Below are 19,075 nucleotides of genomic sequence, written 5' to 3'. Positions count from 1 at the left end.
TGAGCGGCACGCGAGTGGCTTGCGCTCAGTTGAACTGCGCGGCCGCCTTGCTCGCGAACTCGTTCGTATAGGTCGCGCTCAGATCGATTTTCTTCGGATCGAGCCGGCTATCGAACGACGACAACGCGCGCAGCGACGTCGCTGGCCCATCCACGGGCATCAGGCCATCCGGCGAATACGCGTCGCGCACGTTGTGAAAGGCCTCGAGATAAAGCGCCGGGTCGCCTGGCAGATAGGCTTGCGGCACCATCTTCAGCAGATCGGCGTCGTTCGCGGTCTGCAGCCAATGATTTGCACGCCCGATCGCGCTGGTCAGCGCCTGCTTCGTCTTCGGATTTTGCTGGGTGAAGCTCTCGGGTGCATAGAGCGTCGCCGCGGGCATCGTGCCGCCGAACACGTCCTGCGTGCCTTTCACCGTGCGCGTATCGACCAGCACCTTGATCGCGGCGCTGCGCGGGAGCTTGGTCATCATCGGGTCGACATTGGACTGCGCGCCGATCTGCCCACTACCCACCGCGGCCAGCACCGTCGCGCCGCTGCCGACGCCGATCGCCGAAATGTCACTGCGCTGCACGCCGGCTTTGCACAATGCAAAGGTGAGCACGAGATCCGTCGACGAACCCGGCGCGCTCACGCCGACCTTCGCGCCTTTGAAGTCCGCGAGCGACTTGATCTGATCGGCCTTCGATGGAACCACGCCGATCACGATCTGCGGTGTCCGGCCCATCAGCACGAACGCGCGATAGTGCTGCCCTTTCGCCTGCATAAACAGCGTGTGCTCGAACGCGCCGGCGCCGACGTCAGCGCTACCACCCGCCACCGCTTCGAGCGCCTTCGACCCGCCCGCGAAATCTTCGAGCGTGACGTTCAGGCCTTCGACCTTGAAGTAGCCAAGCTGCTGTGCCGCAAGGACCGGTAGGTAGTAGAGGCCGGGCAAACCACCGACGGCCATCGTCAGCGTCGGCATTTCCGGCGTGTCCTTTGCGGACGTGGCGCCAGGCAGCGCGGCAAACGCGAACAGCATCATGCAGGCGCGCACGCCGCGGTCGATGCTAGCGGCGACGAAGCGCGCAACGATTGTCGTCGGGCGGTTTCGCGGGCGCCATGCGCCCAAACCCGGAGATGTCGGGCGCGGCGGCGCCTGCGAACGGCTGCCGCCTATCGCAACCAACAAGAGGGGAAAGAAACGGTCTCGGGTAGAAGCGTCGCTGACGATCTTTCGCGCCGTTGCTACCTCATTATTGAATCGGAACTGGTCGAGGTATCGGCCGCTGCGGCACAGCGCCACCCGTCGGCATTTGGATATACGGCGCCACCACGAACGGCGGCGAGGATTCGTTCGGTAACTCGACCGGTGCCGGGATCGATGGCGCGGCGACGATCGGCTGCGGCTCAGCCGGCGAGCTCAGCAGCACGGTGCCGCTCTGGCCATTATTGACGCCGCCAAGCGTATCGAGAATCACAGGCCGGCGGTCGTTATCGGAGACCGCGAATGCGTCCGACGCGACACAGAGTATCGCGAGCGTCGCCACGGCGGCCTTGGCCATCAGAGATCGGAGAGTTAGGAGCGAACGGACGGAGGACATGGGCGGCCCGATGGGTTATGAATACCGTCTTGTGCGAAAAACGCCCTACCTTACCGCGGCCTGCGTTGCGAAGCTAGTCGATATTCGCCATGACCAGTGTTCCGGCGCCGCCCACCCGAAAAATACCTGAAAGAGCGCAATTCTCGACATTCAGACATGACAAAGCCCCGCTTTGACGGGGCTCGACATTGGTACTACGATAGCCGCGCAACAGCAGGCGCCGCCGGGTCCAGCTCGAAGCGTAAACTTACTGCGAATAGCCGTTGGCTTCGAGCGAGCGGATGCGCTGCTCGAGTTGGACGATATCCGACGACGATGCGAGATACGCTTCGCGGCGGCTACGTTCCGCGGTTTCGAACCAAGTGCTCAGCTTTTCAAGAAGGTATGCAAACATGATGTTCTCCAAGGATCAGATCGAATCCCCGGTGACTGGACATCAGGGATTTTCCGTAGAAGGGTTAACCCGCATTATAGCCCGAAGGTGCAACCTGAACAGTGAAATGCCCGCATGATGGGCATTCCGGTTTGGAATGACGCACTGCTCCGGTGCATTTAGACGCCTGATTTTATTGGTTCTCCCGAGAAGTTTCCGCGATCATCACTGCCCCCCTGATTTCTATGCACGATTAAGGTGCAATTACACAAGAGCTCAATGAATATTGAGTTTCGGTTGCACCTCTTGCTCAACGAACCGTTAAAGCGGATGGCAACCTTGTCCCGAAACCAGATCCGTATCCGCGAGGCGCTCGATGATCGGACATTCGGGCCGCTCGTCGCCGTGGCAATGATCGGCCAGATGCGCCAGGGTGTCGCGCATATCGGTCAGCTCGGCAATGCGGCGATCGAGTTCGGCGACATGTTCGAGCGCGATCCGTTTTACTTCTGCGCTTGCACGCGAGCGGTCGTTCCATAGCGCAAGCAGTCGCCGGATATCCTCGACTAGAAATCCGAGCCGGCGCGCCTGGCGAATAAAGCGCAGCGAATGCACTTCCTGCGGGCCATACACGCGATAACCGGCGCTCGTACGCGCCTTCGCCGCCAACAGGCCGACGCTTTCGTAGTAGCGGATCATCTTCGCCGTAACACCCGACGCGCGGGCCGCTTCACCAATGTTCATTACTGTTTCCCTCATGATTTCGACCGAACTCGAGTCGATCCTACACCTTCCCATGGAGGGAAGGTCAGCGTACCAAACGCGGATCGGCAGGCATAATTCGACTATCCGCAATCTGATTCCGCCGAGGTCCCCGCAATGACAATCGAACTCCATGTAGAAGGCATGAGCTGCGAGCACTGTGTGGCCGCCGTCACGAACGCGATTCGCGAGCACGACGCCGCCGCGCAGATTCACGTGGATCTCGCGACCGGCCGCGTGGTCGTGGACTCGACACAAACGGTCGATGCGCTGAAGGGCGCGATCGACGAAGCCGGATACACGGTCACGTCTGTGCGCTGAGGGCGCGAATCATGTTCAAGGTTGCGGTGATTGGTGGTTCCGGGCTGCTGGGCCGAGCGCTCAACGAAGAACTTGCGCGCCAGGCTGGCTGGCAGATCGTCGCCACCACATTCAGCAGGCCATCGCCGCAGATGGTCGCGTTGGATGTTCGCGATAGCCTTGCGGTCGAGCGTTTCATCAAGCATGTGGCGCCAGATGCCGTCGTGATTGCTGCGGCGGAGCGCCGCCCCGATGTATGCGAGCGTGATCCGGCGCTTGCACGCGCGCTAAATGTTGATGCTGTGCGGACGATCGCCGAGGTGGCGAACCGACGCGGCGCTTGGACGCTATCGATCTCGACTGACTATGTGTTCGACGGCAGGCACCCGCCCTATCGACACGACAGCACACCCGAGCCGCTCAACGCGTACGGACAGAGCAAGCTCGAAGGTGAGCGAGCGCTGATCGAAACGGCTGAGCGCGGATGCGTGCTGCGTCTTCCCCTGCTGTATGGGCCGATCGTCAGCTGGTCGGAGTCGGCCGTGACTAGCCTGGTGCCGGCGATCGCGGCGTCAGCCGCGTCGGACGGTCAGACCGCCACGATGGACGCCTGGGCGATCCGCTATCCCACATTCACGCGCGATGTCGCGGTCGTGATTCGACAGATGCTCGAGCGGCACGCGCGCGGCGAAACGATCTCGGGCATCGTGCAATGGTCGGGCAACGAACCAATGAACAAGTACGAGATCGCTGTGCGCCTTGCGGCAGCGCTGCGAATCAATGCGCATCTGACGCCGCAGCGCACACCCACCGACTCGACGCCGCGCCCGCACGACTGTCATCTGACGTCGAGCCGTCTGGAGGCGCTTGGTATTGGCCGACGCACGCCATTCGACATGGCGATCAGTCAGGTGCTGGCCACGTTTCCGTGGCGAGGACCCGCGAGTCCAGTTTGATCCGGCCGCTTGCGTCCACGAGGGTGATGGAGAAGCAGGGGCCTAGATGGGAGAAAAACCGTCGCTGCGTTCCGGATTTTTCAGGCGTGCGTTTATGGTGCGTAAACGCAGAAACCCCACCGCGAGGGGTGGGGTTTCTGGCCTGGGAGGGAGCCTGACGATTACCTACTTTCACACGGGCAATCCGCACTATCATCGGCGTGGAGTCGTTTCACGGTCCTGTTCGGGATGGGAAGGGGTGGGACCGACTCGCTATGGTCATCAGGCATGACGGGTTGCTGCGTCGCTACGGGTGAGCGCCACAGCCAATCGGGAAGAAGCGTAAAGGATTCGTGTGTGGGGGTTGTGCTGTTTCTGGCACAACATGGATCTCAACCGGTGAAACCCACCGGTTATAGGATCAAGCCTTACGGGCAATTAGTATCAGTTAGCTCAGTACATTACTGTACGTGCACACCTGACCTATCAACGTCCTGGTCTTGAACGACCCTTCAAGGGGCTCGAAGCCCCGGGGATATCTCATCTTAAGGCGAGTTTCCCGCTTAGATGCTTTCAGCGGTTATCTCTTCCGAACATAGCTACCCGGCGATGCCACTGGCGTGACAACCGGTACACCAGAGGTTCGTCCACTCCGGTCCTCTCGTACTAGGAGCAGCCCCCTTCAAATATCCAGCGCCCACGGCAGATAGGGACCAAACTGTCTCACGACGTTTTAAACCCAGCTCACGTACCTCTTTAAATGGCGAACAGCCATACCCTTGGGACCGGCTACAGCCCCAGGATGAGATGAGCCGACATCGAGGTGCCAAACACCGCCGTCGATATGAACTCTTGGGCGGTATCAGCCTGTTATCCCCAGAGTACCTTTTATCCGTTGAGCGATGGCCCTTCCATACAGAACCACCGGATCACTATGACCTGCTTTCGCACCTGTTCGACTTGTCAGTCTCACAGTCAAGCACGCTTATGCCATTGCACTATCAGCACGATTTCCGACCGTACCTAGCGTACCTTCGTACTCCTCCGTTACACTTTGGGAGGAGACCGCCCCAGTCAAACTGCCTACCATGCACTGTCCCCGACCCGGATCACGGGCCAAGGTTAGAACCTCAAACAGATCAGGGTGGTATTTCAAGGACGGCTCCACGCAGACTGGCGTCCACGCTTCATAGCCTCCCACCTATCCTACACAGACCGGTTCAAAGTCCAATGCAAAGCTACAGTAAAGGTTCATGGGGTCTTTCCGTCTAGCCGCGGGGAGATTGCATCATCACAAACACTTCAACTTCGCTGAGTCTCGGGAGGAGACAGTGTGGCCATCGTTACGCCATTCGTGCAGGTCGGAACTTACCCGACAAGGAATTTCGCTACCTTAGGACCGTTATAGTTACGGCCGCCGTTTACCGGGACTTCAATCAGGAGCTTGCACCCCATCATTTAATCTTCCGGCACCGGGCAGGCGTCACACCCTATACGTCCACTTTCGTGTTTGCAGAGTGCTGTGTTTTTATTAAACAGTCGCAGCCACCAGTTTATTGCAACCCCTTCACCCTCTGCGCGCAGGCGCATCAAGCTACCAGGGCGTACCTTATCCCGAAGTTACGGTACCAATTTGCCGAGTTCCTTCTCCCGAGTTCTCTCAAGCGCCTTAGAATACTCATCTCGCCCACCTGTGTCGGTTTGCGGTACGGTCACTGTGAAACTGAAGCTTAGAGGCTTTTCCTGGAACCCCTTCCAGTTGCTTCGCTTCCGAAGAAGCTCGCGCCACACCCTTGAGTCCTGTGCCCGGATTTGCCAAAGCACCCTCTTCAATGCAGCGACCGGGACTTCCAACACCCGGACAACCTTCCGCGATCCGTCCCCCCATCGCATTTCACAATGGTGCAGAAATATTAATCTGCTTCCCATCAGCTACGCATTTCTGCCTCGCCTTAGGGGCCGACTCACCCTACGCCGATGAACGTTGCGTAGGAAACCTTGGGCTTACGGCGAGGGGGCCTTTCACCCCCTTTATCGCTACTCATGTCAGCATTCGCACTTCCGATACCTCCAGCACACTTTCCAGTGCACCTTCGCAGGCTTACGGAACGCTCTCCTACCATGCGTGCAAAGCACGCATCCGCAGCTTCGGTATATGGCTTAGCCCCGTTACATCTTCCGCGCAGGACGACTCGATCAGTGAGCTATTACGCTTTCTTTAAAGGGTGGCTGCTTCTAAGCCAACCTCCTGACTGTTTTAGCCTTCCCACTTCGTTTCCCACTTAGCCATATTTGGGGACCTTAGCTGGCGGTCTGGGTTGTTTCCCTCTTGACACCGGACGTTAGCACCCGATGTCTGTCTCCCGTGATTGCACTCTTCGGTATTCGGAGTTTGCTATGGCGTAGTAATCCGCAATGGACCCCACAACCATGACAGTGCTCTACCCCCGAAGGTGATACACGAGGCACTACCTAAATAGTTTTCGGAGAGAACCAGCTATTTCCAGGTTTGTTTAGCCTTTCACCCCTATCCACAGCTCATCCCCTAACTTTTCAACGTTAGTGGGTTCGGTCCTCCAGCACGTGTTACCGTGCCTTCAACCTGGCCATGGATAGATCACCTGGTTTCGGGTCTACACCCAGCGACTGGACGCCCTGTTCGGACTCGCTTTCGCTACGCCTGCCCTAATCGGTTAAGCTCGCCACTGAATGTAAGTCGCTGACCCATTATACAAAAGGTACGCCGTCACCCCTTGCGAGGCTCCGACTGTTTGTATGCATGCGGTTTCAGGATCTGTTTCACTCCCCTCCCGGGGTTCTTTTCGCCTTTCCCTCACGGTACTGGTTCACTATCGGTCGATCACGAGTATTTAGCCTTGGAGGATGGTCCCCCCATCTTCAGACAGGATTTCACGTGTCCCGCCCTACTTGTCGTACACCCAGTTCTTTCATAATGTTTTCGCCTACGGGGCTATCACCCGCTATGGCCGCACTTTCCAGAGCGTTCGGCTAACACTACAAATAAAGAGTACAGGCTGGTCCCATTTCGCTCGCCACTACTCTGGGAATCTCGGTTGATTTCTTTTCCTGCGGTTACTTAGATGTTTCAGTTCACCGCGTTCGCTTCGCGTAGCCTATGGATTCAGCTACGGATACTCCATTAGGAGTGGGTTTCCCCATTCGGACATCGACGGATCAAAGCTCGTTTGCCAGCTCCCCGTCGCTTTTCGCAGGCTACCGCGTCCTTCATCGCCTGTGATCGCCAAGGCATCCACCACATGCACTTGTTCGCTTGACCCTATAACGGGTGAGTCTCTCTCGAAACGCACTGCGTTACAGGTTGAGTATTCGTGTTGCGCCGTATTCCAAAGCGATCTCTCGATCACTTAAAAATACATCGATACAATCACAACCCTGATTCACCTACTCACGCGCCCATCTCTAAGCACGCTTTCGTGAATCTCTTTACTACTTCTTCCTGATTGTTAAAGAACGACAGCCGATAGCGGGTTGCCCCGTACCGCTCTGACTGGCTCAATCGCCAATGCCAAGTACTCAGCAGCACTTCCTGCTGAACCCTTGGCATTGAAGATTGGTGGAGGATGACGGGATCGAACCGACGACCCCCTGCTTGCAAAGCAGGTGCTCTCCCAGCTGAGCTAATCCCCCAGTCATACACAGATAGTTACCTGTCACTCCGGGGTGGACCAGTCAGCACCACAGACAAGACAGTGGTGGGTCTGGATGGATTCGAACCATCGACCCCCGCCTTATCAAGACGGTGCTCTAACCGACTGAGCTACAGACCCCTGAGTCTGTCTGCGTTTCTTCTTCTAACCACAGCCGATAAGCGTGAGCACTTGCGCAGCAATGCGTAGCTCTGGAAAGGAGGTGATCCAGCCGCACCTTCCGATACGGCTACCTTGTTACGACTTCACCCCAGTCATGAATCCTACCGTGGTGACCGTCCTCCTTGCGGTTAGACTAGCCACTTCTGGTAAAACCCACTCCCATGGTGTGACGGGCGGTGTGTACAAGACCCGGGAACGTATTCACCGCGGCATGCTGATCCGCGATTACTAGCGATTCCAGCTTCACGCACTCGAGTTGCAGAGTGCGATCCGGACTACGATCGGTTTTCTGGGATTGGCTCCACCTCGCGGCTTGGCAACCCTCTGTTCCGACCATTGTATGACGTGTGAAGCCCTACCCATAAGGGCCATGAGGACTTGACGTCATCCCCACCTTCCTCCGGTTTGTCACCGGCAGTCTCCCTGGAGTGCTCTTGCGTAGCAACTAGGGACAAGGGTTGCGCTCGTTGCGGGACTTAACCCAACATCTCACGACACGAGCTGACGACAGCCATGCAGCACCTGTGTTATGGCTCCCTTTCGGGCACCCCCACCTCTCGGCAGGGTTCCATACATGTCAAGGGTAGGTAAGGTTTTTCGCGTTGCATCGAATTAATCCACATCATCCACCGCTTGTGCGGGTCCCCGTCAATTCCTTTGAGTTTTAATCTTGCGACCGTACTCCCCAGGCGGTCAACTTCACGCGTTAGCTACGTTACCAAGCCAATGAAGGCCCGACAACCAGTTGACATCGTTTAGGGCGTGGACTACCAGGGTATCTAATCCTGTTTGCTCCCCACGCTTTCGTGCATGAGCGTCAGTATTGACCCAGGGGGCTGCCTTCGCCATCGGTATTCCTCCACATCTCTACGCATTTCACTGCTACACGTGGAATTCTACCCCCCTCTGCCATACTCCAGCGATGCAGTCACCAATGCAGTTCCCAGGTTAAGCCCGGGGATTTCACATCGGTCTTACATCACCGCCTGCGCACGCTTTACGCCCAGTAATTCCGATTAACGCTCGCACCCTACGTATTACCGCGGCTGCTGGCACGTAGTTAGCCGGTGCTTATTCTTCCGGTACCGTCATCCCCCGGCCATATTAGGACCAGGGATTTCTTCCCGGACAAAAGTGCTTTACAACCCGAAGGCCTTCTTCACACACGCGGCATTGCTGGATCAGGCTTGCGCCCATTGTCCAAAATTCCCCACTGCTGCCTCCCGTAGGAGTCTGGGCCGTGTCTCAGTCCCAGTGTGGCTGGTCGTCCTCTCAGACCAGCTACAGATCGTCGGCTTGGTAGGCCTTTACCCCACCAACTACCTAATCTGCCATCGGCCGCCCCTGCAGCGCGAGGTCTTGCGATCCCCCGCTTTCCTCCTCAGAGCGTATGCGGTATTAATCCGGCTTTCGCCGGGCTATCCCCCACTCCAGGACACGTTCCGATGTATTACTCACCCGTTCGCCACTCGCCACCAGACCGAAGTCCGTGCTGCCGTTCGACTTGCATGTGTAAGGCATGCCGCCAGCGTTCAATCTGAGCCAGGATCAAACTCTTCAGTTCAAACCTGTTACTGTTTTCGGGCTCTCTCGAACCCGGTCGCTCACTCAACGTACTGACGAAGTGTCCAGCCATCTTCCGATGACCAAACCTTCCTTTCATTACTGTGTGAGGCTTCTTGATACTTTTGCTGTCAGCAGATTCCGCAGAATCCGCCGTCGCATTGCGCATCAAGCGCCCACACTTATCGGCTGTTAGTTTTTAAAGATCGGTCCGCACCACCCGCCGCACCTGAACTACCCGGCACCGCTTCGTTTGCGTCGCTGCGTCTGCAGCAGAGAAACGGAATTATGAACAACTTCCGCCAGATCGTCAACAGGTTTTTATCACTCGCCTGACCTGCCCACGCCGCTGAAGTCCCCGCCACCCAAGGGTTCCCGCTTCCCCCGTGCCCGGCATCCGGTGCACGAAAGAGCGGGATTCTAGTCGGCGCAGCCAAAACTTGCAAGCGAAATCCTAGGGTTTTCCTTAGGGCGCCTTTCCCATACGACCCGGATCGTCTATCGCGGGCGTTTTCACTTCGGGCGACAAAGTCTGCGCGCCCGATGCGCCGATCGTCCAGTCATGCAGCACGGTATATGCGACCGCCAACAACGTGGGGCCGATGAAAACACCAAGGAAACCAAACGCTAACGCGCCGCCGAGGATACCCAACATCACCAGAATCAACGGCATATCGCTGTTCTTGCCGATCAGGATCGGCTTGATGACGTTGTCAGACATGCCAACTACCAGCACGCCCCATATGACCAGAAAAATCGCCCAGCCAGTCGAACCACCCTGATACAGCCAGATCGCCGCGGGCAGCCAGACGATGACCGGGCCGCCGGGCACCACCGACAGGAAAAACGTCGCCAGCCCGAGCAGCGCCGGCGCCGGCACACCCGCCATCCAGCAACCGAATCCCGCGAGAACCGCCTGCACGAGGGCCGTACCAAGAATCCCGTAGACCACGCCCTTTACTGTGCTGCCCGCCAGCGCCAGCAGATAGTCGGCGCGTTCACCCGCGACTCGACGCATCCCGGCGTTCAGCCACGCGGCCGCTCCCTCGCCACCGGTATAAAAGAAGAACGCGAGCACGATGCTCAGCGCCAGCAGCCCTAGACCGTGCGTCACCGCCAGCGCCGCCGCCAGAATCCACTTGCCCGCCGGTGCAGCGAGCGTGCGCAGTTGCGCGATCAGCTCAGAATTGCTGCTGGTCACGCGCTCCCAAAAGGCCTCGATGCTCGAACCAACAAGCGGGATCCGCTGTACCCACGGCGGCATATCGGGCAACCCCGACTCGAAAAGTCTTTCCACCAGCGCCACGATCTGGTGAACATGCGCGCCGAACGCGAAACCTGCATAGACGAACGGCCCGAGTACCACGACCAGAATGATCAGCACGATCAAGGTTGCGGCCAGCTTGCGCCGGCCGCCAACCACGTCAGTGAGTCGCCGGTAGAGTCCCCACGAGCTGTAACTGAGGATAGCTCCCCACAGCAGCGCGGTCGTAAAAGGCGCCAGCACCAGCAACGAACCACCCACGAGCACAATCAACGCGAATACCGCGGCAAGTCGTTCGATCAGTTGGTCCGATTTCACGAGGGATCTCCTATTGCGCCAGACCGTGGCAATGAAATGACACACGCCCGTCAGGCGCCCGCTGAACGCCGTCAGTATAGAAGCGAGTCGGGCGCTCGGGGGTCTCTTATACCATCCGGCCAAGGCGATGTGCGTCGCGTGCGACTGTGCTCGTGGCAAGCGCATTTTTGAGATGAAAAACGCCCAAATCGCTCGCGGATTGCCGACCAACCAATATAGCTTCCCGGAAACGACTAGAATATAAGGTTCCGTGCCCCCAATTTTTCCGGATTTATGCGCTCGCGAATCGCCAAACGTCTCCCCCCCGACGCCGACAAGCTCGTCGGTCTCTCGCTCGCGCTTTTCGCGTCGGGCAGCCGCACCGAAGATCGCTTCTGGGAAGCGAGGCTCGACGCGCTGCTGGCCAAAATCGTGCGCAACGCCAACCAGACTACGCTCGATGCCGCGCTCGATCATCTGCAGCAAAATCACCCTGATGCCTACGGCGCGCTGGCTGACATGGCCGAAACGCATAGCGAATCGTTCGTGCTCGAACACGAAGGCGTGTCTTACGAAGCACTGCTCATCGCGGCGCCCGTGCTCGCCTGGACCCGCTACGTGATTCCATCCGGCCCGCTCAAGTCCGAGGCCGCCGACGCGTTGCGCGCGCACCTGCAAGCGCACGTGCTCGCCGCGAACACGCGCGTCGCAATGGCTCCGTTCCTGTACAGCATCGACCAGTTGCCGCGCCATCACGTCGAAACGTGGCGCATCGCCCAGCAACTCGCGCAAGCCGCGGTAAGCGGCGGCAATGCGAAGCTCAACTACGGCGAACTGCCGGAGACCTCGCCGATTCTCGCCGACCCGCGCTTTCTGCTCGCCGTAGTCGCCGCGCCCGTCGGCGAAGCGACGTTCCGCTGGCAGGAAGAAGAGCACGGTAGTCGCATCGAGCGCGGCCAATGTCTCGAGCAATGGGCCAAGCAAGGTGGCGCGAATCTGTCGGTCGTGCTGCCGGGCTGCGAATTTGAATGCCTGCTGCCGGACGCGTACTACTCGGCCTGCCGCGACGCCGACGAAAGTGTGCGTCCGCACACCGTGCGTACCGCCGTGCGTTATCTTTTCGACACAATTGGTACTCCGCCGCAGGACCTGCGCGCGGTGATCGCCGGTTTCGGCGAACGGCGCATTGACGAGTACCGCGTCGGCTTCACGCGCAAGGGCAGCAACGAGGTGATCTACGGAGTCGTGTGGCCACTCTACGGCCGCGAAAATGGAGAACCGGGCATCGACGAAGAGCCGGAGGAAATCACTGGCTCGGACGATCCGCTCGAGGAAATCGTCGCGCTGCTCAAGGAAACCGGCATCACCGACGTGCGCCGCCACGCAGGCCGCTTCGAGCCGGAATATTGCGACGACTGCGGCGTGCCGCTGTATGCGGACCCGCTCGGCGAGATCGTCCATGCGGAAATGCCTGAGGACGCTGAGCCCGCGCAACCCCACTTCCATTAATCCCGACGTCGATCTCCACGCCTTATCGCAAAAAAGCCCCGTGTATGCGGGGCTTTTTCGTTGGATTTCCGCATTTCTTATGCCTTTTGGACAGCCGTCAAAACGAAAGGAATTTGTCATCATAGGCACGGTGACGTATCGCCGTGATCGAGTCAGCTTCACGAGTCGGACAGATGCGTCGCGCTATTTCGCCCGATACATCTGGAGACATGCATGCGCTTCTCGATTCTCAATTCCAACCCGGAACGACGTGATGGACTCAAAGCCTTGTTGCGGCAGATCGACCGGCTGGCGCGCTTTACCGAAGCCGATGAATGGCGTCTGCTCGAACGTCCGTTCAAGCGTTACCGGCCTGATCTCGTCGTAATCGACTGGGAGGACTGGATGTCGGTGGCGCAGGTTCGCGCGTTGCTCAGCCACTTTCCGGATCTGCGCATCAGCGTGCTCACCGACGGGACGGTGCCGGCGCTCGTGCGCGCGCTGATGGACGAAGGTGTGCTTGGCGTCGTCCCACGCGACACCGATCCCTGCCTGATCGTGCGTGCGCTGGAAATGGTGCTGCTCGGCGGTCACTACGTGCCGCCCGGCGCGCTGGCGATCGATCCGCCGCTTCCGACCGACACCACGATCCGTCCGTTCGATGAAGAATGTCCACCGCCCCGCCGCAACAGAATCTCAAGCGGACTGTCACCCCGGCAGGAGCAGATCATGCGCTGCGTGCACATGGGCAGCACCAACAAGATGATCGCGCGCACGCTCGGCATTAGCGAGGGCACGGTCAAAATCCACCTGACCAGCATATTCCAGCAACTCGGCGCGCCCAATCGCGCCGCCGCGGTCGCGCTTTACAACGGCTGGCTGACGAATCATTTGCAAGTTCTGCGCAACAACGGCGAGAGCACTGCGCGGCCTGTCATACGCGGGCAACCTGGCCCAGTTCCGCTACGGCACCGCAAACGCGCGCGCTTCCAGTATCCGTTGCCCGATAGCGACACCAGCACCGCGCTGCCAATGGCAGCGGAACCCGCCGCGTCGTATGGGGATGCACCGCACGACAGGCTCGTGCGGAAGTCAGTCAGGTCGAGCTCCACCTGACGTGGGGCGCGCTGCGCGCAGGCGCTCGAACAACTGCATTCGCGCAGCGTTGAAGGTGGGCTGGCATGGAATCCGCTCCCACCTTTTCTCGTCCAACGAGTAATATGAGACTCATGGGTTTCCTCTACACACCGCTTCCGTTCTGGGTCGCTGTCGGTGGCTGGATTGCCACTGCGATGGTGATCGCGCTCGCGCTGTGGAAAAATCCTTTCAAAAGACTTCAGGACGGCACGCTCCAGCACGTCTGGCTCGCGATCATCGTCGCGGTGTCGGTGCTGTGGGCGAGTAACGCCTGGCTCGACGACGGCACCGTCATGCACCTGCTTGGCGCCACGCTCGTCGTCACGCTGTTCGACTGGGGGCTCGCGCTAATCGCGATGGCAGTAGTCACAGGTCTGGCCGCCGTCGTCTTCGATGCGCCGTGGCAGGGCATCGCGCTGACGTTCCTCGTGTACGGCGCGCTGCCCGTCGGTATCTCGACCTTGCTCCAGCGCATCTGCACCGCGTGGCTGCCGCGCAATCTTTTCATGTTCATCTTCGGCCAGGGTTTCGTTTCACCCGCCATTGCCGTGTCGCTGACCGCCGCGGCAGCGCTCGGAGTTCACATCGCGGTCTCCGGCGGTTCGATGGCGGTGGTGCCGGTCGGCTACGCGCTCAGCGTGCTGCTCCTCGCCACCGGCGAAGCATGGTTCACTGGCATGGCGACCGCACTGATTGCGGTCTACCGTCCCGCGTGGGTCACGACGTACGATGTGCGGCGCTATCGTCTGGGCGGCCCGCGCACCTGAGAATGCGCGCTTTGACGTCGCGCGCCGCGCATCTGTGATAATCAGCGCTTTGTCATTGAAGGCTTACCGAGCGCTTCCACCGGGACAAGACTGAATATTTGTCGCAACATTGAACTCAACCCGTTCGCGGGGCATCTTATTTGCCTCACTTCCCATTAGCGTCTAAACAACTAGATGGATCGCACCAACTTACCGCGCCGATTGCTGCGGGTGATCGGCCGGTTGGCAGCCTGCACAGCGAGTCTCTCGCTGATCTGCGCGGCTCCCGCATTCGCTGATCAGCTCGAACAGCACAACGTCCTCGTCAACAGATTTATCACCGAAATGCACGCGGATCCGCTCGTCGCGGACTGCGCCGCGCATGGCGACTTTGTCGCGAGCACATCGACCGCGTTCGACCACGTCGAATTTCCGTCCAGCTCGTTCGACAGCGCCCATTCATCGGTCACCCCGTGGAACGACTCGTTCGACGAAGGCAAGCAGCGCGTCAAGGTGGACAGCATTGTCACCGTCGAGGGCGTCGGCGTGCGCCAGAACAACTCGGGCGAGCCGGCCGATCTGAAATTCCGCTGCGGCTACGTCGGCTCACAGATGCTCGCGTTCAGCTGGAACGATCCGGTGCCGCCGAACCGAGCGCATAGCGAAGGATCGGGCAAGCACAAGGGCAAAGGCAAGCACGCGGTCGGCGGCAAGTCGTCGAAGAAGTCATCGAATACAGGCTCGGGCAAATCGTCGCGCGCGACGTCGAGCAAATCGGCACACAAGAGCTCGAAGAAAAAGAGCCCGTGACATCTAGCGCTGATCGACTGGCGCGACCGTCCGATCTGCCGCCCCAATAAAAAGCGAGGCACGCACTTTTTCTGTGCGCGCCTCGCTTTTTGTGTCCGTCCGATTCTTTAAGCGAACGTCTCCACGTGGCGCAGAATCGCCTGCAACATCGCGGCGCCAAGCGACGCGCTGCGCTCGCCGTTCCAGCCCACCCGCTCGTCGGGCAGATTCGCGTTGTCCTTGAACGGCATTTCCAACGTCAACGATAGACAGCCGAATTCATTGCCGATGTACTTCGACGCGAGCTTCAACGCATCCTCGCGATACTTGCTCGCCGCATAGCCATACTTGTCCTGGAAATCCGGACTCGCGTGCTTGAACGCCTCGATGAATGCCTTCTGCTCGAGCCCCTGCCGCTCGGTAAAACCAGGCAGCATTTCGGAGCCCGCGACGAACACGTACGGCAGCGCCTCGTCGCCATGAATATCGAAGAACAGGTCGCAGCCCGTCGCGTGAATCGCGTCGCGCACCGCCAGCACCTCAGGACTGCGCGCGGCGTCCGGCTCCATCCATTCGCGATTCAGGTTCGCACCGGCCGCGTTGGTGCGCAGATTGCCGCGCACACTGCCGTCCGGATTCATGTTCGGCACGATATAGAACACCGCGTGATCGTACAGCTTGCGCGCGACCGGATCGCCCGCCCAATCGCCCCAGCCTACAAGGCGCTTCACGAACCCTTCGATAAACCATTCGGCCATCGTCTCGCCCGGATGCTGGCGAGCAATCAGCCAGATCTTCTTTTTCGGTGCGGCGTTGGTGGCTTCATCCGCGGGCGGCGTGCCCAGCGTGAGCAGCGAAAGCGGCCGGCCCTCGACGGTCTTGCCAAGTTCGGTCAGCGATGCGTGCGGCATCTGCTGAACGGCGCCGAGAAACTCTGCATGGCGCTCCTCGCTGTACGGCTCGAAGTACGCGTAGTAGACGCTGTCGAAATCCGGTGTGTGGTCGATCGTCAGCACCTTGCCGTCGTACGAGGCCGGCACGCGAAACCAGTTCACGCGGTCATAGCTCGCGACCGCCCGATAGTCCCGCCAGCCCTCCGCAAACGCGCACGCAGCTGCGTTCTCGAAGGTCAACACGCAGCGCTCGCCCGCCGCGCCCGAGAGGCGAAAATAGAACCACTGCGCGAACTCGGCGTGACTGTCGGGCCGCACGCGCAGGCGAATATTGCCGGCGTCCTCGCAGGACAGCACATCAATCGCGCCTGCGTCGAAATTGCTCGTAATCGATAACGTCATGAGATTCTTCCCTGCCTGAATTCACGCTGCCCGTTGAACGCAGCGCTACCCTCATTCCGCAATGCGGCGGCGAAATACGTACGTGGAATCGTTCGAGGCTTCGGCGTTGAACGCATAGCCTTCAGTATCGAAGTCCCTCAACTGCTCGGGACGATCGAGGCGGTTTTCCACCGCGAAGCGCGCCATCAAACCACGCGCGCGTTTTGCATGGAAGCTGATGATCTTGTAGCGGCCGCCCTTCCAGTCTTCGAACACCGGCGTGACGACCGGCGCGTCGAGCAGCTTCGGCTTGACCGACTTGAAGTACTCGCCCGAGGCGCAATTGACCAGCACGCGCGAGGCCACCGCATTCTCCTTCAACTGCGCGTTCAACGCATGCGTGATGCGCTCGCCCCAGAACGCGTACAGATCCTTGCCGCGCGGGTTAGCGAAGCGCGTGCCCATTTCGAGCCGGTACGGTTGCAGCAGATCGAGCGGACGCAACAGGCCATAGAGGCCCGACAGCACCCGCACATGATTCTGCGCATAGTCGAGATCGGCCGACGACAGCGTCTTCGCATCGAAACCTTCGTACACGTCGCCGTTGAAGGCGAGCACCGCCTGCTTGGCATTGTGCGGGCCGAACTGCGGCGACCAGTCCGCATAGCGCTGAAAATTGAGGTGCGCGAGCTGATCAGAAATGCTCATCAGCGAAGCGATCTGTTGCGGCGACAAACGGCGCAGGCCGTTGATCAGTTCAGCGGCGTCGTCGACGAAATCGGGGATCGTGTGCTTCTTGACGTGCGGTGGGGTGTCGTAGTCGAGCGATTTCGCCGGCGACAGAACGATTATCATAGAGGCTTGCAGGCACGCCGTGCCTGGCGGTCAAAGACGAAAGCCCGATTGTAACGAATGCCCGGTTCCCTCGCCTCAAGCGGCGCGTTGCGCGTCGTACTCGATTCCAATGTGTGGATCGATATTCTCGTATTCGACGACCCGCACACGCGGCCGATCGCCGCCGCGCTCGAAAGTGGCGCCCTTGCCGCGCTGATCGACGCGCGCTGCCTCGCCGAGCTCACCTACGTGCTCGACTATCCGCAATTCGCGCACCGGAACGTCGACAAAGCTGCTGCGCTCGCGGTCGTCGCGCGGCTGGCGCAACTGGTCGAGCCGCCTGAGCCGACCGAGTCCACCGGCAACGCACGGCCGCTGCCCCAATGCAAGGATCGCGACGATCAGAAGTTTCTCGAACTCGCGCATACGGCACAGGCCGACTGGCTCGTATCGAAAGACCGCGCCGTGCTGAAACTCGCGAAACGGATCGCGCGCGATTTCGGCTTCCGGATCGCGCAACCGGCGCCGTTCGTCGAGGCAACCGGCATCGCGCAGAATGCCGGAGGCGAGCCTGTCAGCGCGTGAATCCCGCGGCGCACGGCGTGTCGCGATTCCCTACAATCAGGCTTCGCCCTTCGCAACAACAGTTTCGAGAACCGGCCATCCTCATTGCCCTGCTACCCACGACGCCATGAACGCACCGCACGACACGCCCACGAGCCCCACGTTTCCGTCTCGCCTGCCGAATGTCGGCACGACGATTTTCACCGTGATGAGCGCGCTCGCCGCGGAAAAAGGCGCGGTGAATCTGGGCCAGGGCTTTCCTGACTTCGCCTGCGATCCGCGCATCGTCGACGCGGTCTCGAACGCGATGCGCGACGGCCACAACCAGTACCCGCCGATGGCCGGCGTGCTGCCGCTGCGTCAGGCGATTTCGGACAAGATCGCGAATCTGTACGGCCGGCGCTATGACGCCAACAGCGAAATCACCGTCACCGCCGGCGCCACGCAGGCATTGCTGACCGCAATTCTATGCACCGTCCATCCGGGCGACGAAGTGATCGTGATCGAGCCGACCTACGACAGCTATCTGCCGTCGATCGAACTTGCGGGCGGCAAGCCGGTCTTCGTCACGCTCGACGCGCCCGACTACGCGATCCCGTTCGACAGGCTCGCCGCCGCGCTCACGCCGAAGACGCGGCTCATCATGATCAACACGCCGCACAATCCGACCGGTACGGTGTGGCGCAACGAGGACATGCGCAAGCTCGAGGAGATCGTGCGCGGCACCAACGTGCTGATCCTGTCCGACGAGGTGTATGAGCACATGGTCTACGACGGCGCGCCGCATGAAAGCGTCGCGCGTTATTCGGAGCTCGCGCAGCGCAGCTTCGTCGTGTCGAGCTTCGGCAAGACCTATCACGTGACCGGCTGGAAGGTCGGCTATGTGGCCGCACCCGCCGCGCTCACCGCCGAATTCCGCAAGGTGCACCAGTTCAACGTGTTCACCGTCAACACGCCGATGCAGATCGGGCTCGCTGACTACATGAAGGATCCCGCGCCGTACATCGATCTGCCGGCGTTTTATCAGCAGAAACGCGACTTCTTCCGCACGGGCCTCGCGAATTCGCGCTTCCGGTTGCTGCCGTGCACGGGCACGTATTTTCAGTGCGTCGACTATTCGGCGATCAGTGACCTGCCCGAAGCCGAATTCGCGCAATGGCTGACCGGCGAGATCGGCGTCGCGGCCATTCCGGTCTCGGCGTTCTATCACGAGGCGCACGAGTCGGGCGTGGTGCGCTTCTGCTTTGCCAAGAAGGAAAGCACACTCGCCACCGCGCTCGAACGGCTCGCGCAGCTCTAGGATGCGCCGCGC

Annotated in this window: 15 protein-coding genes, 2 tRNA genes and 3 rRNA genes; 8 read left to right on the top strand and 12 right to left on the bottom strand. The window is 60.0% G+C overall.

The features are described 5' to 3' along the window. Window positions 1-25: 25 nt before the first annotated feature. From L0U81_RS05195 to cueR, 4 genes are all read right to left on the bottom strand, one after another. Window positions 26-1,027 carry an ABC transporter substrate-binding protein gene (locus L0U81_RS05195; protein WP_233804222.1) on the bottom strand — a complete coding sequence of 334 codons (1,002 nt, stop codon included), beginning with the start codon at window positions 1,025-1,027 and terminating at the stop codon, window positions 26-28. 211 nt (window positions 1,028-1,238) lie between these two features. Beyond that, window positions 1,239-1,547, bottom strand: a complete 309-nt coding sequence (locus tag L0U81_RS05190) for a hypothetical protein (protein ID WP_233800530.1) — start codon at window positions 1,545-1,547, stop codon at window positions 1,239-1,241. A 286-nt stretch (window positions 1,548-1,833) separates the two neighbouring features. Then, a complete protein-coding gene (locus L0U81_RS05185; protein ID WP_233800528.1) occupies window positions 1,834-1,980 on the bottom strand; it encodes a DUF3563 family protein in 147 nt (48 codons plus the stop codon). Between the two features lie 300 nt (window positions 1,981-2,280). Further along, the gene (cueR, locus tag L0U81_RS05180) at window positions 2,281-2,703 is read right to left on the bottom strand and encodes a Cu(I)-responsive transcriptional regulator (protein WP_233800526.1); all 423 of its coding nucleotides are present in this window, start codon (window positions 2,701-2,703) and stop codon (window positions 2,281-2,283) included. 135 nt (window positions 2,704-2,838) lie between these two features. Here cueR and L0U81_RS05175 point away from each other — a divergent pair, with 135 nt between their 5' ends. Together L0U81_RS05175 and L0U81_RS05170 are read left to right on the top strand one after the other, a co-directional pair. Then, a complete protein-coding gene (locus tag L0U81_RS05175) occupies window positions 2,839-3,042 on the top strand; it encodes a heavy-metal-associated domain-containing protein (RefSeq protein ID WP_233800524.1) in 204 nt (67 codons plus the stop codon). An 11-nt stretch (window positions 3,043-3,053) separates the two neighbouring features. Then, window positions 3,054-3,977 (top strand): dTDP-4-dehydrorhamnose reductase family protein, encoded by a 924-nt coding sequence (locus L0U81_RS05170; RefSeq protein WP_233800522.1) that lies wholly within the window; start codon window positions 3,054-3,056, stop codon window positions 3,975-3,977. A gap of 152 nt (window positions 3,978-4,129) precedes the next feature. Here the strand turns inward: L0U81_RS05170 and rrf are convergent. The 6 genes from rrf to L0U81_RS05140 all read right to left on the bottom strand — a co-directional run bounded on the left by rrf (window position 4,130) and on the right by L0U81_RS05140 (window position 10,952). Continuing rightward, window positions 4,130-4,243, bottom strand: a 5S ribosomal RNA gene (gene rrf, locus L0U81_RS05165). A 130-nt stretch (window positions 4,244-4,373) separates the two neighbouring features. Beyond that, window positions 4,374-7,254, bottom strand: a 23S ribosomal RNA gene (locus L0U81_RS05160). A 295-nt stretch (window positions 7,255-7,549) separates the two neighbouring features. Continuing rightward, window positions 7,550-7,625: transfer RNA gene (locus L0U81_RS05155), tRNA-Ala, on the bottom strand. 63 nt (window positions 7,626-7,688) lie between these two features. Next, window positions 7,689-7,765 (bottom strand) — tRNA-Ile (locus L0U81_RS05150). 75 nt (window positions 7,766-7,840) lie between these two features. After that, window positions 7,841-9,371: ribosomal RNA gene (locus L0U81_RS05145) — 16S ribosomal RNA — on the bottom strand. Together the 16S, 23S and 5S rRNA genes with 2 tRNA genes alongside form the textbook arrangement of a ribosomal RNA operon. Window positions 9,372-9,836: 465 nt before the next feature. Beyond that, entirely contained in the window at window positions 9,837-10,952 is a 1,116-nt protein-coding gene (locus tag L0U81_RS05140; RefSeq protein WP_233804220.1) for an AI-2E family transporter, read from the bottom strand. A 273-nt stretch (window positions 10,953-11,225) separates the two neighbouring features. On the opposite strand from L0U81_RS05140, the gene L0U81_RS05135 reads away from it, so the two are divergent. From L0U81_RS05135 to L0U81_RS05120, 4 genes are all read left to right on the top strand, one after another. Next, window positions 11,226-12,440 (top strand): DUF2863 family protein, encoded by a 1,215-nt coding sequence (locus tag L0U81_RS05135; protein WP_233800520.1) that lies wholly within the window; start codon window positions 11,226-11,228, stop codon window positions 12,438-12,440. Window positions 12,441-12,653: 213 nt separating this feature from the next. Further along, window positions 12,654-13,535, top strand: coding sequence for a response regulator transcription factor (locus tag L0U81_RS05130; RefSeq protein ID WP_233800518.1), 882 nt, complete (start codon window positions 12,654-12,656; stop codon window positions 13,533-13,535). Window positions 13,536-13,648: 113 nt separating this feature from the next. Continuing rightward, complete coding sequence (locus L0U81_RS05125) at window positions 13,649-14,323, top strand: energy-coupling factor ABC transporter permease (RefSeq protein WP_233804218.1); 675 nt, start codon at window positions 13,649-13,651, stop codon at window positions 14,321-14,323. A 174-nt stretch (window positions 14,324-14,497) separates the two neighbouring features. Beyond that, a complete protein-coding gene (locus L0U81_RS05120; protein ID WP_233800516.1) occupies window positions 14,498-15,112 on the top strand; it encodes a BspC domain-containing protein in 615 nt (204 codons plus the stop codon). A gap of 107 nt (window positions 15,113-15,219) precedes the next feature. On the opposite strand, the gene L0U81_RS05115 is transcribed toward L0U81_RS05120, so the two are convergent. Together L0U81_RS05115 and yaaA are read right to left on the bottom strand one after the other, a co-directional pair. Beyond that, window positions 15,220-16,386 carry a M14 family metallopeptidase gene (locus L0U81_RS05115; protein ID WP_233800514.1) on the bottom strand — a complete coding sequence of 389 codons (1,167 nt, stop codon included), beginning with the start codon at window positions 16,384-16,386 and terminating at the stop codon, window positions 15,220-15,222. 51 nt (window positions 16,387-16,437) lie between these two features. Further along, window positions 16,438-17,220 carry a peroxide stress protein YaaA gene (yaaA, locus tag L0U81_RS05110; RefSeq protein WP_233800512.1) on the bottom strand — a complete coding sequence of 261 codons (783 nt, stop codon included), beginning with the start codon at window positions 17,218-17,220 and terminating at the stop codon, window positions 16,438-16,440. A 57-nt stretch (window positions 17,221-17,277) separates the two neighbouring features. On the opposite strand from yaaA, the gene L0U81_RS05105 reads away from it, so the two are divergent. After that, on the top strand, window positions 17,278-17,784 hold the full coding sequence (locus tag L0U81_RS05105) for a putative toxin-antitoxin system toxin component, PIN family (protein ID WP_233800510.1): 507 nt from the start codon (window positions 17,278-17,280) through the stop codon (window positions 17,782-17,784). A 106-nt stretch (window positions 17,785-17,890) separates the two neighbouring features. Beyond that, entirely contained in the window at window positions 17,891-19,063 is a 1,173-nt protein-coding gene (locus L0U81_RS05100) for a pyridoxal phosphate-dependent aminotransferase (RefSeq protein ID WP_233800508.1), read from the top strand. Window positions 19,064-19,075 lie beyond the last annotated feature (12 nt).

The sequence above is a fragment of the Paraburkholderia sp. HP33-1 genome (assembly GCF_021390595.1).
Lineage (GTDB): Bacteria > Pseudomonadota > Gammaproteobacteria > Burkholderiales > Burkholderiaceae > Paraburkholderia.
The sequence above is the reverse complement of the archived record's forward strand: the minus strand, read 5'-3'. Positions and strand labels throughout refer to the sequence as shown.

Coding starts and splice junctions, on each gene's coding strand:
- L0U81_RS05175 (WP_233800524.1), top strand. CDS start 2,839: ATGACAATCGAACTCCATGTAGAAGGCATGAGCTGCGAGCACTGTGTG.
- yaaA (WP_233800512.1), bottom strand. CDS start 17,220: ATGATAATCGTTCTGTCGCCGGCGAAATCGCTCGACTACGACACCCCA.
- L0U81_RS05100 (WP_233800508.1), top strand. CDS start 17,891: ATGAACGCACCGCACGACACGCCCACGAGCCCCACGTTTCCGTCTCGC.
- L0U81_RS05195 (WP_233804222.1), bottom strand. CDS start 1,027: ATGATGCTGTTCGCGTTTGCCGCGCTGCCTGGCGCCACGTCCGCAAAG.
- cueR (WP_233800526.1), bottom strand. CDS start 2,703: ATGAACATTGGTGAAGCGGCCCGCGCGTCGGGTGTTACGGCGAAGATG.
- L0U81_RS05170 (WP_233800522.1), top strand. CDS start 3,054: ATGTTCAAGGTTGCGGTGATTGGTGGTTCCGGGCTGCTGGGCCGAGCG.
- L0U81_RS05190 (WP_233800530.1), bottom strand. CDS start 1,547: ATGGCCAAGGCCGCCGTGGCGACGCTCGCGATACTCTGTGTCGCGTCG.
- L0U81_RS05185 (WP_233800528.1), bottom strand. CDS start 1,980: ATGTTTGCATACCTTCTTGAAAAGCTGAGCACTTGGTTCGAAACCGCG.
- L0U81_RS05105 (WP_233800510.1), top strand. CDS start 17,278: ATGCCCGGTTCCCTCGCCTCAAGCGGCGCGTTGCGCGTCGTACTCGAT.
- L0U81_RS05135 (WP_233800520.1), top strand. CDS start 11,226: ATGCGCTCGCGAATCGCCAAACGTCTCCCCCCCGACGCCGACAAGCTC.
- L0U81_RS05120 (WP_233800516.1), top strand. CDS start 14,498: ATGGATCGCACCAACTTACCGCGCCGATTGCTGCGGGTGATCGGCCGG.
- L0U81_RS05130 (WP_233800518.1), top strand. CDS start 12,654: ATGCGCTTCTCGATTCTCAATTCCAACCCGGAACGACGTGATGGACTC.
- L0U81_RS05115 (WP_233800514.1), bottom strand. CDS start 16,386: ATGACGTTATCGATTACGAGCAATTTCGACGCAGGCGCGATTGATGTG.
- L0U81_RS05125 (WP_233804218.1), top strand. CDS start 13,649: ATGGGTTTCCTCTACACACCGCTTCCGTTCTGGGTCGCTGTCGGTGGC.